Raw genomic sequence first — 16,282 nt, 5'->3', positions numbered from 1 at the left:
TTGGGCTTACGCCCTGTGAGACTAGAACGTTGCCAGGCAACAGTGAGAGCCTTCCTTTGGGAGGTTCTTTTTTTATATAATAACTTACATATATTTTGATTTTATTAATAAAATAGAGTATCATAAAGTAGTAATATATTTTTGGAGGTTTGGGAATGTTTTATTTAGAAGATGAGAAAACTTTAGTGTTAACTAGTGAAAATAAGAAAGACATTTTAAATGCATTAAAATTGATAAATAGTATATCTGATAATAAGAATATAAAAGTTGCATATATTAAAATTTTAGGAAAAGTTTTAGAATTTAATAAGGCTATAGAGAACTACTATCATGCACAAAAACCAGGTTATAATGAAGTTTACCAAGAAAGATTAGATAATTTAGATAATAGTTTTGATGAATTTAAACGTATAAAAGCTTCGTTAAAGCCTTCTTTTGATGAAGAAAATTTTGATAAAAAGGCTGAAAGAGAATTTAACTCACTTCTTATCAGAATTGAAAGTAGAATTTCTATAATTTTTGAAGATGAAGAACAGTATAATTTTAATAATTACCTAATTACACTTATTGAAAAAGAAAATCTTGATGAGTTTATTTGGCTAAACACTATTTATAATATTTATAAAGAAGGTAAGAGTCTGAATAGTATAGTTCAAGATTATACGAAATTAAGTGATCTTGAATTTTCAGATTTATATAAGATTTATTTGTTTGTGACTGATTATAATATTAATAAGCTGTTATTAAAAAATGAATCTAAAATTATAACCAATGACTACTTAGAAAATCATGAGACATTTTTTAATTATATGTATAAACTTATAGATGATTTAAGAACATTTGTAACAAAAAATGATAAGAAGAATATTCTTAGCTTCTCAACTATTATAGACAGTCATACTAATATTAGTACTCCTAATAAAGAGGAATTTCTTAACTGTGTGTATAAAGTGTTTAATTTCCTAAGAGCACTTTATGAGAATGATAATGCAAAATTATTATTAGATAATATTTATCCTATTTTAGTGAAATCGTTCTTTGCACCTTTACGAAATGATGATAAGATTAAGTATGATTATAATCAGAACTTTATCTATGCTTTGGAATATACGCAAATAATTATAGAAGTTATGGATGATAAACATGAATAGTACTTTTTCTGAGAAGGATTTTTATTGTGTATATAATGATTTTGATATTTCTAGTCGTACAAAAGAATTGAATTTATTGTATCTTCCACTAATTGGAAATGATGCGATTAGTTTATATGCTTTCTTAGGATCTAAAATTTTGAGTGACAAAAATTTATCAAAAAATTATTTACATTATGATATTTTAGATAATCTAGGATTATCAAATAATAAGTTTTTAGTTGCTAGAAAGAAACTTGAGGCTTTAGGATTAATTCAGTCATTTTATATAGATAATGAAGGTGTAGGGCAATTTGTATATAAAATTAAAAAAGCATTAACTTTTACTGAATTTTTTAATACACCAATTTTATCTAAATTATTAGAAAATACAATTGGGACTAATAATTATAATGAATTGCATAGTTATTATTCTGTTGATAAAGTAAGTTTTAAAAGTTTTGAGGATATCTCAGCTAAGTTTTCAGATGTGTACCATTTAGAAAATCTTAATGATTTTAGTTTTGATTATTTGTCTAAAAAAGATGTTAATGGTCCAAATTTTGATGAATATTTCTTTGATTTTGATAAATTAAATTTTTATTTGGCTAATAGTTATTTAACAGAAGCTATATCTAATCCTGACATTAAAAACAAAATTTTAGGTTTAGCGCATATTTATAAAATGACGCCTGAAGACATGGCTAATGCAATCGAAAAATCTGTTGAGATTACTAATGGAGCAAGTGATATAAATCTTAGTTTGTTAAGTGAGTATATTGTTCAACTTAATGTTAATGTAAGAAAACAAGAAGTACCTACTTTAAAACGTATGGTGAATAAACAGTTAACGAATGATGAAGCTGTTCAATTAGCTGAAGATGATATTTTTGCTAAAGAAGTTGATAATACAAGTTTTATTGAGTTCTTAAATAAACAAGTGGGTATAGTTATCTCAACTATAGATGCAAAAAATATAGAAGAATTGCAAAAAAAATATAATTTTCCAACAGGTGTACTTAATATTCTATTAGAGTATTCTATTAGGCAAAGTGGTAATAATTCTATTCCGCATATTAATTATATAGATAAAATTGCAAGTGCATGGAGCTCTCAAAAGTTATTTGGAGCTAAAGATGCGATTGATTTTGTTAGAAATACTAGAAATTATAAACAGAAAACTGTTAGTACTAGTAAAAAACAGCAAAAAAATTATTCAAATAATAAAAAAACTAATCATGCACCTTTTCCTGAATACTTACAAAATAGAAAAAATAACTACAGTAATGTGAAGAAGACAGAAGATAGGGTTGTAACAAAAGAAGATGAAGATACTTTTAAAGATATGATGAAAGTATTATATAATAAGGGGGATGTGTAATGAAAAAATTATCCAACATAGTATCAAGTAATACAGAAAATTCATTTAAGAAGTTTATATCTGAAAAAGTTCTAAGTGATATAGAGATAATTAAATTTATTCGTGACAATAATTTTACTAAAATTGACGTAGAAAATAATCTTGAAAAATTTTATCAATATTATATTTCAAAAGATTCGTTGTTAAATATTGAGCATAGTCCTAAGTTAGTTTGTAATAATAGAGAAGTTAATATTGTTTATCAAGAGACTGAAGAATATAAACAAAAAGTAGAAAGCCAAAGAACATCCAATAAAATTAAGACAGAATTTATTCCAAAGCGAGTTCTATCTTATACTTTTGATAATTTATCAAAAAATAGTGAAAAGGCTAAATTAGCAATAGAAATCATCAATATATGTAAGAGTATCCTTAATAATCAAAGTACAAGAGGTGCCTATATATATGGACCAACAGGAACTGGTAAGACATATTTGATGGGATGTATTTACAATTATTTCAAACAGAATGGTAAAGAACCAGCAATTTTATACTATCCTGAATTTATTAGAAAAATAAAATCAAAGATTAGTAATAACAGTTATGATTTATATATTGATCTTATAAGAGATGAAGAAATTCTTATTATTGACGATATAGGTGCTGAAAATATTACGGAGTTTATTCGTGATGAGGTGCTTGGCCCAATTATTAATCATAGAGAAGCAGAAAAATTATCAACATTTTTCTCATCTAATTTAAACATAGATGATTTAGCAGAATTGTTATCTAATGGAAGAACAACAGTGGATAAAACAAAGGCTTTAAGAATAGTAGAAAGAATAAATTCTTTAAGTGCTTCTCACTTCTTAGATGGTGAGAATGAAAGAGAATATTATAATTAAAAGTGGCTGACAAAAAAGTCCTAAAATTCAACAAAGTTCATATGGTAACTCATAGACGCAGTGATTTATTGATATCTAAATTTGATTTATAAAAGCATTTTAGATATCTAATAAACTTTGCGGGAGTGACTCGACAAAATCGATTTCTCTGAAATCGTGATTTTTGAGTCACTCCTTTTTTTTATGGAAAAAAATTCAAAAAAATTTATTTTTTTTTAGAAATTAGTGGAAAAAAGTGGGGAAATGTGGTAAATTATAAAGGTAAGGTGGTGAGAAGTAGTGTTTATTGGTCAATACAATAATAAAATGGATGCCAAAGGAAGGCTTAGTATTCCGATAAAGTTCAGAGATGAACTAGGTGAAAAATTTATTATTACAAGAGGTCTAGACTCTTGTTTATTTGGCTATTCACTACAAGAGTGGCAAAAGGTGGAAAGTAAGATTAAATCACTACCTATCACTAAGAAAAATGCTCGTACTTTCCAACGTTTCTTCTTTTCTGGAGCCACTGAAGTTGAAATAGATAAACAAGGAAGAATTAATATTCCAAATGCACTTATAGAACATGCTTTTTTAGATAAAGAGTGTGTTGTAAATGGTTTATCAAATAGGATAGAGATATGGGATAAAATTCGCTGGGAAGATTTACTTGTTGAAAGTGAAGCTAGTGTAGAAGAAATAGCAGAAGAATTAGAAGATTTTGATTTTTAGGATGGATGAAAATGTTTAAACATTATAGTGTATTATTAAATGAAGCTGTAGAAGGCTTAGATATAAAAGAAGATGGTATATATGTAGACTGCACTCTTGGTGGAGCAGGTCATAGTTTAGAAATTTTAAAACGTTTGAAAAATGGTAAACTATACGCTTTTGATCAAGACAATGTTGCATTAGAAAATGCCAAAGAAAAATTAGCTGAATACAGTGATAAAGTTGTCTTTATTAAATCTAATTTTGTTAATTTAAAAGAAAAATTAGCAGAGCATGGTGTACATGAAGTAGATGGAGTCCTATATGATTTAGGAGTTTCTTCACCACAATTAGATACACCTGAAAGAGGTTTTAGTTATAATTATGATACAAGATTAGACATGCGTATGGATACTGATGCGAAAATTAGTGCATATGAAGTCGTTAATGAATATAGTTATCATGATTTAGTAAAAATATTTTATCGCTATGGAGAAGAAAACTTTTCTAAACAAATAGCGAGAAATATTGAAAAAAAACGTGAGCAAAAACCTATAGAAACTACTTTTGAATTAGTAGAGATTATAAAAGAATCTATCCCTGCTGCTAAAAGAAGAACTGGTGGACATCCAGCAAAAAGAGTATTCCAAGCAATTCGTATTGCTGTAAATAATGAATTATCAGTATTTGAAGATTCATTAGAACAAGCAATAGATATCGTTAGTGTAGGTGGAAGAATCTCTGTAATCACTTTCCATTCTCTAGAAGATAGAATTTGTAAACAAATATTCAATTCTTATTCTAAATCAAAGGATATTCCCAAAAACCTTCCTATTATGCCAGAAGAAAGTTTATCTAAATTAAAAGTAATTACAAGAAAGCCTATATATCCTAGTGATATTGAATTAGAAGAAAATAATAGATCTAGAAGTGCCAAATTAAGAGTTGCACAAGTTCAGACGAAATAGAGGGGAGGAAAGGAAATGGCTACACTAAAGGTATATAGTCGTGAATATGGAGTAAGAAAAGTACAAGAGAAAGTAAAGTTTAATTTACTAGAAAAAACTGCATATGGAGTTTTTGTAGGAGTTATTTTACTTGCTAACGTAGTTATGTTAAACTATAAAGGAGAGATTTATTCACTACGAAGTGCTCAACAAAAAAATGATATTGTAATATCAGAAAAACAAAAAAATAATAATGAACAAAAAGTTATGATAAACAATCTATCATCTTACGAAAGAGTTAAAAAAATTGCTGAGACGGTAGGAATGAAAACTCAAAAAGATAGTATAAAGGTAGTGAGATAATTGATAAAACTTTTTAAGAAAATATTAACTTTAAAGTTTTTGGAAGATAGAAGAAGTTTAGAAAGAAAAGATTATATCTCTCGAGAAAGAACAAAAATTGTATTTTTTCTAATTTTTGTTTTTTTCTTTGTATGGATATTAATATTAAATATAGGACAAATGATGCTAATTGGAACTGTAAGGGGACATAATCTTTCAGAATTAGCAGATAGAAAGTATAAGATAGATAGTAGTTTACAACCAAATCGAGGTAAAATCTATGATAGAAATGGGAATATACTAGCTGACAATATTGAATCTTACAAGCTAGTAGCGGTAGTTTCAGATAAAGCTACAGAGGATGAAACAAATCCACGACATGTTGTAGATATTAACAAAACAGCAGAAGAACTATCTAAATTTATAAAATTAGATAAAAACAAGATAAAAGATATACTTAGTAAACAAGGAGTATATCAAGTAGAATTTGGAACTGCTGGTAAAGATATAAGTGTAGAAGATAAAAAGAAAATCGAAGAGTTGAAATTGCCAGGAATTGAATTTATAGCGACAACAAAAAGATATTATCCAAACGGAAGTATGCTTGGAAACTTTTTAGGTTTTGCTCAAAATTCACCAGATAGTGATTTGATTACTGGTCATTTAGGTGTCGAAAAGACTTTTGATTATTATCTAAGAGGAAAAGAAGGACATATTACTTATGCTAAAGATGCATGGGGGAAAGTCGTTTCTAATATTCCTAAAGTTGAGATTAAACCTGTTGACGGAGCAGATATATATTTAACAATTGATAAGAATATTCAAGGTTTTATAGATAATACACTGAAAGATATTCATGATAAATATGAACCAGAAAGTGTATTTGCAATAGCTGCTAGTCCTAAAACTGGTGAGATATTAGGATTGGGACAAACACCTGCATTTAATCCGAATACTCAAGAAAATCTGGCAAGTGCATGGTCAAATATTTTCTATAACTCAGCGTATGAACCAGGTTCGACATTTAAAACATTTACAATGTCAATAATGGTAGAAAATAATATATATAAACCAGATAGTTACTTTAGATCTGGTTCATATCGAGTGGAAGACGCTACAATTTCTGACTGGAATAAGATTGGTTGGGGAACAATTACTCAACGTCATGGTTTCCAACAATCTTCAAATACTTTAATGTTAACATTATTGCGTGAATTAGGGTCAGAAAAATTAAAAACTGGATTAGAGAGTTTCGGTTTTGGTAAAAGTACAAATTCATTGTATGGCAATGAATCGACAGGGGATTTAGTATTTAATAACAAAGTGTCTGTATCTACAACAGTTTTTGGTCAAGGTAGTACAGTAACAGCAATACAAATGATTCAAGCGGAAACAGCAATATTAAATGATGGGCAGATGTTAGCACCGTATTTTTTACAAAGAGTTCATGATAAAACGATTGATAAGGATGTTAATATAGGTCAAAGAACAGTAGTAGGAAATCCTATATCAAAGGGTACAGCGGATATAATGAAAGAAGAACTATATGGTGTTGTAAATGGAACATGGGCTCAAGCTGGTAAGAGATATGCTGTAGAAAATTATAGTGTTTCTGGAAAAACTGGTACTGCCCAGGTGGTTGATCCTAAAACCAGAACATATTATAAGAGTCCATATAAAGTAATGCGCTCATTTATAGGATATGCACCTAGTGAAGACCCACAAGTAATATTATATGTGGGTATGAAGTTACCTTCAAAAGACCTTGGAGCAAGCTATGCAAATGGGGCTTCTGAAATCTTCAAACCTATTATGGAAAATACGCTTAATTATTTAAATGTTAAGAAATCAAATGATAATAATAATGTTCAAAGCTATCAGATGGATAACCTTGTAGGAGCGAATGTTGATTCTACAATCATTAATTTACAGAAAAAAACTAAAAACATAATAACAATTGGGAGTGGAAATAGTGTAGTTGATCAATATCCTTCAGCAGGGAATTTAATCAAGCAAGACGAAAGAGTATTTTTATTAGTATCTGATGAAAATATACTTTTACCTAACTTTGCAGGGTGGTCAAAAGTTGATGTGCTGAACTATGCTAAATTATCTGGATTAGATATTGAAACCGAAGGGAATGGATTTGCTAAACAACAATCTATTCCGGCACAAAGATTTGTGAAAAAAGGGGAAAAGATAAAAATAAAATTTGGTTAGGAGAACGAAATGAGTAATTCAAGTATAACGGTGGCTATATCGTTATTGGGGGTAGCATTTTTACTAACTGTACTAATGCTACCTAGATTAATAAAATATTTACATGTACTAAAATTTGGCCAAGCAATTAGAGAAGAAGGCCCACAAAGTCATATGCATAAAAAAGGAACACCAACTATGGGTGGTATATCTTTCATCATAGCGATAGTTGTTTCACTAGTTGTTGCAATGTTCTTAGACAGTGCGAATATACAATACTATATACTATTTATCTATACAACTATTTCTTTTTCAATAATAGGATATATAGATGATATGCTGATAGTTGTCAAGAAAATAAATGATGGACTAGCACCAAGAAAAAAATTAATGTTGCAAATACTATTTTCTGTAATATTTTATATGCTAGTAACTTTTATCTACAAAGATATTAACTATATACATATTCCAGTATTTGATTATAATTTGAATATTTCATATTTATATATAATTTTCTTAGTATTTTGGCAAACTGGTTTTTCTAATGCAGTAAATCTGACAGATGGATTAGATGGATTGGCAACTAGTGTAACAATCATTACAACTAGTACACTTGCTTTATTAGCATATAAGGAAAATAATTTCCCTGTATTAGTATTTTGTTTAACAATAGTTGGTTCACTTATAGGATTTTTATTATTTAATAGAAATCCAGCAAAAATATTTATGGGTGATACAGGATCATTGGCTCTAGGTGGAATCTTAGCAGCAATTTCAGTAATCTTACATAAAGAAGTAGCATTTTTATTTATTGGTTTAGTATATATATTAGAAACACTGTCAGTGATTATTCAAGTAGCGTACTTCAAGAAAACTGGTAAAAGAATTTTTAAAATGTCTCCATTGCATCATCATTTTGAACTATCAGGCTATGGTGAAGTGAAGACTGTATATATTTTTGTTATTATAGCTGTTGTTTCTTCAGCTATAGGGTATTTTGTAGGGGTAATGTAAAATGATAAATTTAGAAGATAAAAAAATATTAGTATTAGGATTTGCAAGAAGCGGTTACTCGACAGCAAAAATTCTAAAAAAACTAGGTTATGATGTTGTTTTGAATGCTTTTGATGATTTAAGTACAGATGAAAAAGCTATTGAATTAAAAAACTTAGGTGTAAAAATAGTTGATGGTGGTCATCCCTTAGAACTATTAGATAATATAGATTTAATTGTAAAAAATCCAGGAATTAAATATGAAATTGAATTTTTACAAAAAGCGATTGAGAAAAATATTGATATTATTACTGAGATAGAATTAGCTAATACATTATTTAATATTGATATGATAGCAATAACAGGGACTAATGGAAAAACTACAACAACTCAGATGACATTCGATATCCTAAAAGCAGCTAATAAAGATGTCTTTTTAGCTGGGAATATTGGTTATCCGTCAATAGAAGTAGCCTATAATCATCCAAATTCGCTAATAGTTACAGAAGTTTCATCATTTCAACTACAGGGGACAAAATATTTCAAACCATCGGTAGCAGCCATTACAAACTTAGGTGTAGGACATTTAGATTATCATGGTAGTATTGAAAATTATAGAAATGCTAAAAGAAATATCTACAAAAATCAAACCAAAGATGATATTTTAATTCTGAACATCAAAGAAAAAGAAAAATATGAATTGAATAAAATTAATTCTGAAGTAATTTTTTATGATATTAAAGAAAATCAGGAAGCAGATATATTTGTAAAAGATAATATGGTAGTGTATAAAGACGTAGAATTGTTCGATATTAAAAAAATGTCACTTCCAGGCATGCATAATGTAGAAAATGCTATAAATGCAGCTTTAATTTCTTATCTAAAAGGTGCAGATGTTATGACAATTCGTGAAGTACTTTATAGTTTTAGTGGAGTAAAACATAGATTACAGTATGTAGGAGAACATAATGGAGTGAAGTTCTATAATGATTCTAAAGCTACCAATCCAGTTGCTACAACTACAGCACTTTCCGGATTTGAGAAAAATATAATATTAATTTGTGGTGGGAAAAATAGGGGAATTGATTTTATGGAATTAGTTCCATTCTTCCCGAGAATTAAAGCAATGGTTGTTGTAGGTGAAAGTAAAGAGATACTATTTGATCTGGCATCTGCTAATAGAGTAGAGTGTCATAAGGCAATAAAAGTAGATGATGCAACAATTTTAGCAAATGAACTTGCTGAATGTGGAGATATAGTTCTACTATCTCCAGCATGTGCATCGTGGGATCAATATAGATGTTTCGAAGATCGTGGGGATGAATTTATAGCGACGTTTGAGAAGATTAGTCAAGAGGATTAAAAAACTATGAACAAGAAGAATAAAAAGTTACTTGAAAAAATGCATAATGAAAAAAGAAGAAGTTCATTAGAAAAAATAAAAAGAAAAAAAAGAAGAGAATTAGTGTTCATAGTAACTTTATTTTTAATTGTGATAGCAGTATTTTCATTACTATTTAGTAATTATTTGAAATTAAGAACAATCGAAGTTGAAGGTAATAACCAAATTAGTAAAGAAGAAATACTAGAGGCAGGAAATATAAATAATAATTTAAGAACGTGGTCTATAAAAGATGATGAAATTCAAAAAAATATTCAAGAGAAATTTGAAATATTTAAATCAGTGTCAGTACAATCCAAAATGCCAGCTACTATTAAGGTGAAAGTTGAAGAATATAATTTTATAGCTCAAAATAAAAGAGAAGACGGTAGTTATGAAATAATTATGGAAAACGGTAAAACTTATACTGGAAAAATAAGAAATAATTATAATTTACCAATTTTAGAGAAGTTTAATGATGATAGTACAAAGCTAGAAGAAATATATAAGAACTTAAATAATTTGAAAGAAGAAGTTAGATTGCAAATCTCTGAAATTATAAATGATGAAGGTGACAATGTAATAATCTATATGAAAGATGGTCAAAAAGTTAAGGCTTTAAGAGCACGTTTTTCAGATAAGTTAAATTATTATAATCAAATATCTAAATATATTGAGGATAAAAGTAATACAACTTTAAACTTAATAAATGGTGCGTATCTAGAAACACCTAAAACTGAGAAAAAAAGAAATGATAGCATTAAACAATTATTGGCTAGACAAGGTTTACGAGATGAATCAACATCTAAAAATAATAATGAGCAAATAGAAGATACAGAAAAAGTAGAAAAAAATAACAAAACTGAAAATTATACTACAAATGCTCAAGTGAATACTTCTAAAAAAAATAAGAATACTATACAACAATCAACAAAAAATAACAAAAATGAATAGTAAAAAAAGTGTCCGAAATTTCGTATTTTGGACACTTTTTATTCAAAAATGATATAAATTTTAAAATATTAGTATATAATATTACAAATTGAAAATATTTTAATAAAATTTAATTTTTTTTGGTGTTTTTCATATTTTTTTTTTAAATTTTATGTTATAATTTAGTATGTGTAAATAAAATATGTGTGTATTTACAATTTTATTATAATAACAAAGTTTTAAAAGGAAGGAGTGTTTGACTTGAGTTCACAATTGTATACTTCAATAGATCTGGGATCATCTAGTATAAAAGTGATTATAGCAGATGTAGTATATGAAAAATTGAATATACTCGGAGTTGGAGTTGTAAAAACTACGGCTATTAAACGTGGTAACATTATTGATGTAGAATCCGCATCTAGAGATATTCAAAAGGCAATAGACATTGCAAAAAGTGAAGCTAATAAAGACATAAGATCGTTATATGTAGCAGTTCCAAGTATACACACTCATATTAAAAAAAGTGTAGCGGAAATTAAATTTGATACAAAACACGATATTGATGGTAGAGATATCGAAGAAGTAATTGAAGAGGCAAAAATTCTACCATTACCACGTGAAAGAGAAGTGGTTCAAGTAATCCCAGATTACTATCGTCTTGATGATATAGAAAATATAAGAAAACCAAAAGGAATGACTGTTCATAATGCTTTTGAAGTGACAGGAAATAGAGTATTAACTTCTAAAACTCATCTTCACACAATTTATAAGAGTATTGAAAACTTACGTTTGGATTGTAATGAGACATTCTGTACATCACATTCGTTGGGTGAATTGCTACTTAATGATGAAGAAAAAGATTATGGTTCAGTAATAATTGATATTGGTGCTGGTCTTACAACAGTGAGCTATTTTGAAGATGGAATATTGCAATTATCTCAGTCTATAGAGCTAGCTGGAGAGGATATCACACGTACAATCTCTGATGTATTAAATGTTCCTTTGAAGAGAGCCGAAGAGATAAAAATAACGCAAGGACATGCATTTTATGATTTAGCATCGCCACAAGTAATTATTGAATTAGATAACCTAGAATCAGATGAAGAACCATATACTCAAAAAGAACTAGCAGACTATATTGAAGAAATAGTAGAAGAAATCATCTTGCGATCATTTGATGTTCTTAGAAAAGCTGGAATAAATAGAGTAAAAGGAAATGTAGTACTAACTGGTGGAACAACACTTATGCCAGGAGTATTAGACTTAGCTAAAGATATGCTAAGGAAAATGAATGTTAGAATTGGATCTCCAAAAATAATAGGAGCTAATTCACCAGAACTTTCAGTAGTTGTTGGAACACTAACAAGTAGTTACAAAATCGAATCTTTATTTGGTTACCAAGTAACAGATGAAGTACCAACAGTAAAAAATACAAATTCAACATTTGAAAATGTTTCTGCAGTTCAGGAAATTTCAGTAAACAATTCAAAAGTTGATACCGCAGTAGTAACTGAGCCTCATGCAGAAGAGTTAGAGGAAGAAGAGTATTACGAAGAAGAGAAAACAGAAAAAGAAGAGAAAAACTTCTTTGATAAAATAACTAAAATGTATAATTCGTTTTTTGAATAATAATCAGGAGGAAATAAAGAATGTTTGAAGAATTTGATCAATCAGCAGTAATTAAAGTAGTAGGTGTTGGTGGCGGTGGTGGTAACGCCGTTGACCGAATGGTAGAAAGTGGAATTCAAAACGTTGAATTTATCGCAGTTAATACAGATGCTCAAGCATTAAAACGTTCTAAAGCAGATGTAAGAATTCAAATTGGTGAAAAATTAACTAAGGGTCTTGGTGCTGGAGCTAACCCAGAAGTAGGGCGTAAAGCGGCAGAAGAAACTAAAGATAAAATTGAAGAAGCATTAGCAGGAGCAGACATGGTGTTCGTTACTTCTGGTATGGGTGGAGGAACTGGTACTGGTGCCGCTCCAATCGTAGCGGGTATCGCTAAAGAATTAGGAGCATTAACAGTAGGTGTTGTTACTCGTCCATTCAACTTTGAAGGTAAAAAACGTCAAGTACAATCTACTGCAGGAATTAACTCACTTAAAGGTGCAGTAGATACACTTATCGTTATTCCTAATGATAGATTATTAGATATCGTTGATAAATCTACTCCAATGATGCAAGCATTCGTTGAGGCAGATAACGTATTACGTCAAGGGGTACAAGGTATTTCTGACTTAATTAACGTATCTGGTACAGTTAACCTTGACTTCGCTGATGTTAAAGCAATCATGGCTGACCAAGGTTCAGCATTAATGGGTATTGGTGTAGCTTCAGGTGAAAACAGAGCAATCGAAGCAGCTAAAAAAGCTATTTCATCTCCATTACTAGAAACTTCAATCGTTGGAGCAAAAGGTGTGTTATTAAACATCACTGGTGGACCATCATTAAGTTTATTTGAGGCTCAAGCAGCTGCAAGTATCGTTCAAGAAGCTAGTGATGATGAAGTAAACATGATTTTCGGTACAGTATTTAACGAAGAGTTAGAAAAAACTGATGAAATCATTGTTACAGTAATCGCTACTGGATTTGAAGAAGATGGAGTAAGTGTTGAAAGAGATATTTTAGCACAACGCCCAGCTCAACCAGAAGCCAGCTCATTCACAAGTGGATACGGTAAAAACGAAGTAGAACAAGAAATGTACCCACGTCCAAGAAGAAGAACAAGAAGAGAAATCTAATAAATAAAAAACGAAAAATCGGAAATTACTCGATTTTTCTTTTTTTTTTGGTAAATTATTGTATGAGAAAATTTTAGATGTAAATTTAAGAAATAGTAGTCAGTTCCATAAAATATGAAAGAGAAAATGTGGAGTGACTTTAAAAAATCGATTTTTATGAAATCACAATTTTTTAGTCACTCCCTGTCTTCTAATCAATTAGAATAAATTTTATTTTAAAATTGATTACATTTTTTAGTGTATTGTAAATAAAGGATTTTTTTAGTGATAAATTACAAAATTCTATAAGATTTGTTTCATCAATATCTGCATATAAATAATATGTTATTATACAACTATCAATTTTTGGTTCTTCATCATAACCTTTAACATTTAATAGAGTTAGAGGATTTTTTAGTACTATATGAATTTTCCCTTCAAGTTCTTCAATATCTATATCAGAGTGTTTGCTTTCTTTTATTATAGTTTGTGAGATTCCACCTAGAATAGAAGCTGCAAAGTAGTTGATGCTGCTTCTATAATCAGCGTTTATATCAAAACTGATATCACTAGAGATAGTTATATTATCATTGTTAGTATATAATTTAAAATCATTATTCGATAGAATTCCTCTAAAACTAAGGTCATAATTATTTGATTCGTATAAGTTAGTCATACAACTGCCTCAATGTGTTTTTAGCTTCATTTAGACGAGCTAATTTTTTATCAATTATCTCCATTGTACTTACCGGTCTATTAGCAAATGTAGCAAAGCCACAGTCAGGATTTAACCAAATTCTTTCTTTAGGTAAGAAGTGGAGAACTTCTTCAACACGTGATAAGATATCTTCTAGTGGTTCAATTTCATCAGTTCTTGGATTCATAACCCCAAGACCAAGTGTACAATTTTCTCTAATTAAATCACTACTTAATAATGAAGATATTTCTCCAGCACGAGGAGTAGAAAACTCTAATGTAAGTATATTAGGAAGAGTCTCTTCGAATAATGGAAGTAGAGGAGTATAAGGTCCAGTAAGTAGAATACTTTCATCACGACTCCAATTACCACGACATACATGAAGAGAAACTAATATTTCTTTTTCTTTGGCATAATCAATTACAGATTTAATTAATTTAGTAGCAAATTTTAATTCTTCAGTAGGATCTTTTTTCTCAGATAATGCTGCACACATAAAAGATCTTGTCTTACCTTCAGAAAATACCACTTCGGTTAATACAGGTTCATCAAATTGAATAACATCTATGCCTATTTTTGCTAATGAATCAATTTCTTCTTTTAATACTTTAATTATGTCTTCTCCTAGAGAATCTTTGCTATCGTAATATTGTTTTGATAGAGCAGGTAACCACATGGACCTAGTTATTAAATAAGGACCTGGTAATGTTGCTTTGATTTTCTTATTGGTTAGTTTTTTTAGTTCAATCATTTCATCAGCTACCAGAGGTTTATTATATTTTACTTTCCCTGTACAAATTGCATTTTTTATACTAATTGCAGGGACGTCTAATATTTCTAGTATTTGTTCAAAACCTTGTTTGTCCTCAATATAATCAAACATATCAGCCATACTCATCATTGTAACACCGTCCAAACGTTCAGCAATAAATGAAACATAATTATCTCGATTTAGCTCACCGCTAGTGATTATATCAATATAATTATTTTCTTGAAGTTCAACTACATATTTTGTTTCTTCATCTAAGATTTCTTGATATGTTTTTAAGTCGATATTTCCTTTATTTAATTTTCGTTTTGCGGTTAATAGTTTTTTACTACGAGGCATACTGCCAAGAAGAGAAACTAAGAAAGATGAATTAGTCATAATTATTCACCATGAAACTCTTTAAAAAAATCTAAATATTCATTGGCTTCAGTAAGTTGTTTGAATCCAGAGGTACGACCAGATATCCATTCTTTTAATCCTTCCATATCCATCATTTCTTTATGCTCAGGATTATTGTAATCCATTTTGTGTAATACTTCTATAAATTTTTCAAAACGAGCTACGTCTAATTCTGGATGTCCTGAGAAGATACAGTGATCAAAGAAATCTGTTTTCGATAAAATTTTCACCTGATTTTCATCTAGAGTTCCATCTGCAATCCATGCATTATAGTTTAAATCTAACATCCAGGTAGCAGCTACTTCATCATTTTTTAAAGCTATTGCTGAATCAAGTTCTCCACCGACATGGTCACCATGAAGCCCAACACCGATATCAAATCGTTTTTCAATATAATCTTTACCAAATTCTAAACCAAGTTTGTGAAGGTGGTTAATAGGAATTAATCTGGCTTGTGGTGAATCAATTGCACCGAAACCTATTGTTTTATTTCTTAAGTCTTGAATAGAGTTAATGTTGCTATTAGCTTTTACTACTAAATATGAACTACGATCGCGGTCAGTATCACGCATAGAACCATTTAACGCAGTTCCGTTAGTGCGTAGGTGAGTATCTAACCATGCTAAGGGAGAATTCCAAGCTACATCAATTTCTTTAGCTAATAAACCGTCAACTTGACCTTTGTAATCTTTGTAATAAACTGGTTCGATAGGGAAGTTTTCATCTTCAAAAAATTTTGCAATAATTCCCCAAATTACAGTTACTTTTGGGTCATAGATTACAGCTCCAACTTTTAATTTTGTCATAATAATCTACC

At 29.2% G+C, this 16,282-nt stretch carries 15 protein-coding genes; 12 read left to right on the top strand and 3 right to left on the bottom strand.

Features of this window, described 5'->3' with window-relative positions; translation table 11 throughout:
* The first annotated feature begins 155 nt into the window (after positions 1 to 155).
* From ACO6OL_RS05715 to ftsZ, 12 genes are all read left to right on the top strand, one after another.
* The gene (locus ACO6OL_RS05715) at positions 156 to 1,151 is read left to right on the top strand and encodes a hypothetical protein (protein ID WP_485502437.1); all 996 of its coding nucleotides are present in this window, start codon (positions 156 to 158) and stop codon (positions 1,149 to 1,151) included.
* The gene (locus ACO6OL_RS05710; RefSeq protein WP_314397792.1) at positions 1,144 to 2,511 is read left to right on the top strand and encodes a replication initiation and membrane attachment family protein; all 1,368 of its coding nucleotides are present in this window, start codon (positions 1,144 to 1,146) and stop codon (positions 2,509 to 2,511) included. Before ACO6OL_RS05715 ends, ACO6OL_RS05710 begins: the two co-directional genes overlap by 8 nt.
* Positions 2,511 to 3,395, top strand: a complete 885-nt coding sequence (gene dnaI, locus ACO6OL_RS05705) for a primosomal protein DnaI (protein WP_485502436.1) — start codon at positions 2,511 to 2,513, stop codon at positions 3,393 to 3,395. Before ACO6OL_RS05710 ends, dnaI begins: the two co-directional genes overlap by 1 nt.
* A gap of 279 nt (positions 3,396 to 3,674) precedes the next feature.
* Positions 3,675 to 4,106, top strand: coding sequence for a division/cell wall cluster transcriptional repressor MraZ (gene mraZ / locus ACO6OL_RS05700; RefSeq protein WP_485502435.1), 432 nt, complete (start codon positions 3,675 to 3,677; stop codon positions 4,104 to 4,106).
* Positions 4,107 to 4,117: 11 nt separating this feature from the next.
* Positions 4,118 to 5,053: a 16S rRNA (cytosine(1402)-N(4))-methyltransferase RsmH gene (gene rsmH, locus ACO6OL_RS05695; protein WP_274460201.1), complete on the top strand. Its 936-nt coding sequence runs from the start codon at positions 4,118 to 4,120 to the stop codon at positions 5,051 to 5,053.
* A gap of 15 nt (positions 5,054 to 5,068) precedes the next feature.
* Positions 5,069 to 5,395 carry a hypothetical protein gene (locus tag ACO6OL_RS05690; protein WP_003143925.1) on the top strand — a complete coding sequence of 109 codons (327 nt, stop codon included), beginning with the start codon at positions 5,069 to 5,071 and terminating at the stop codon, positions 5,393 to 5,395.
* Complete coding sequence (locus tag ACO6OL_RS05685; RefSeq protein WP_485502434.1) at positions 5,396 to 7,594, top strand: penicillin-binding transpeptidase domain-containing protein; 2,199 nt, start codon at positions 5,396 to 5,398, stop codon at positions 7,592 to 7,594. It abuts the gene before it with no gap.
* Positions 7,595 to 7,603: 9 nt separating this feature from the next.
* Complete coding sequence (gene mraY, locus ACO6OL_RS05680; RefSeq protein WP_485490005.1) at positions 7,604 to 8,587, top strand: phospho-N-acetylmuramoyl-pentapeptide-transferase; 984 nt, start codon at positions 7,604 to 7,606, stop codon at positions 8,585 to 8,587.
* A 1-nt stretch (position 8,588) separates the two neighbouring features.
* Positions 8,589 to 9,929: a UDP-N-acetylmuramoyl-L-alanine--D-glutamate ligase gene (murD, locus tag ACO6OL_RS05675; protein WP_485502433.1), complete on the top strand. Its 1,341-nt coding sequence runs from the start codon at positions 8,589 to 8,591 to the stop codon at positions 9,927 to 9,929.
* A 6-nt stretch (positions 9,930 to 9,935) separates the two neighbouring features.
* The gene (locus ACO6OL_RS05670) at positions 9,936 to 10,901 is read left to right on the top strand and encodes a cell division protein FtsQ/DivIB (protein ID WP_485502432.1); all 966 of its coding nucleotides are present in this window, start codon (positions 9,936 to 9,938) and stop codon (positions 10,899 to 10,901) included.
* Positions 10,902 to 11,132: 231 nt separating this feature from the next.
* Positions 11,133 to 12,509, top strand: coding sequence for a cell division protein FtsA (gene ftsA / locus ACO6OL_RS05665; RefSeq protein ID WP_485502431.1), 1,377 nt, complete (start codon positions 11,133 to 11,135; stop codon positions 12,507 to 12,509).
* A 20-nt stretch (positions 12,510 to 12,529) separates the two neighbouring features.
* A complete protein-coding gene (gene ftsZ / locus ACO6OL_RS05660; RefSeq protein ID WP_048802583.1) occupies positions 12,530 to 13,621 on the top strand; it encodes a cell division protein FtsZ in 1,092 nt (363 codons plus the stop codon).
* 190 nt (positions 13,622 to 13,811) lie between these two features.
* Here ftsZ and ACO6OL_RS05655 read toward each other — a convergent pair whose 3' ends face one another.
* From ACO6OL_RS05655 to ACO6OL_RS05645, 3 genes are read right to left on the bottom strand one after another with little or no spacing between them, the layout of a single operon-like run.
* Positions 13,812 to 14,276, bottom strand: a complete 465-nt coding sequence (locus ACO6OL_RS05655) for an OsmC family protein (protein WP_485502430.1) — start codon at positions 14,274 to 14,276, stop codon at positions 13,812 to 13,814.
* Entirely contained in the window at positions 14,269 to 15,444 is a 1,176-nt protein-coding gene (locus ACO6OL_RS05650) for a cobalamin-independent methionine synthase II family protein (RefSeq protein WP_485502429.1), read from the bottom strand. Before ACO6OL_RS05650 ends, ACO6OL_RS05655 begins: the two co-directional genes overlap by 8 nt.
* 2 nt (positions 15,445 to 15,446) lie before the next feature.
* Positions 15,447 to 16,271, bottom strand: coding sequence for a phosphate/phosphite/phosphonate ABC transporter substrate-binding protein (locus ACO6OL_RS05645; protein ID WP_485502428.1), 825 nt, complete (start codon positions 16,269 to 16,271; stop codon positions 15,447 to 15,449).
* Positions 16,272 to 16,282: the final 11 nt, after the last annotated feature.

Source organism: Gemella sp. (assembly GCF_057272915.1).
This window is presented reverse-complemented; position numbering and strand designations above follow the sequence as displayed.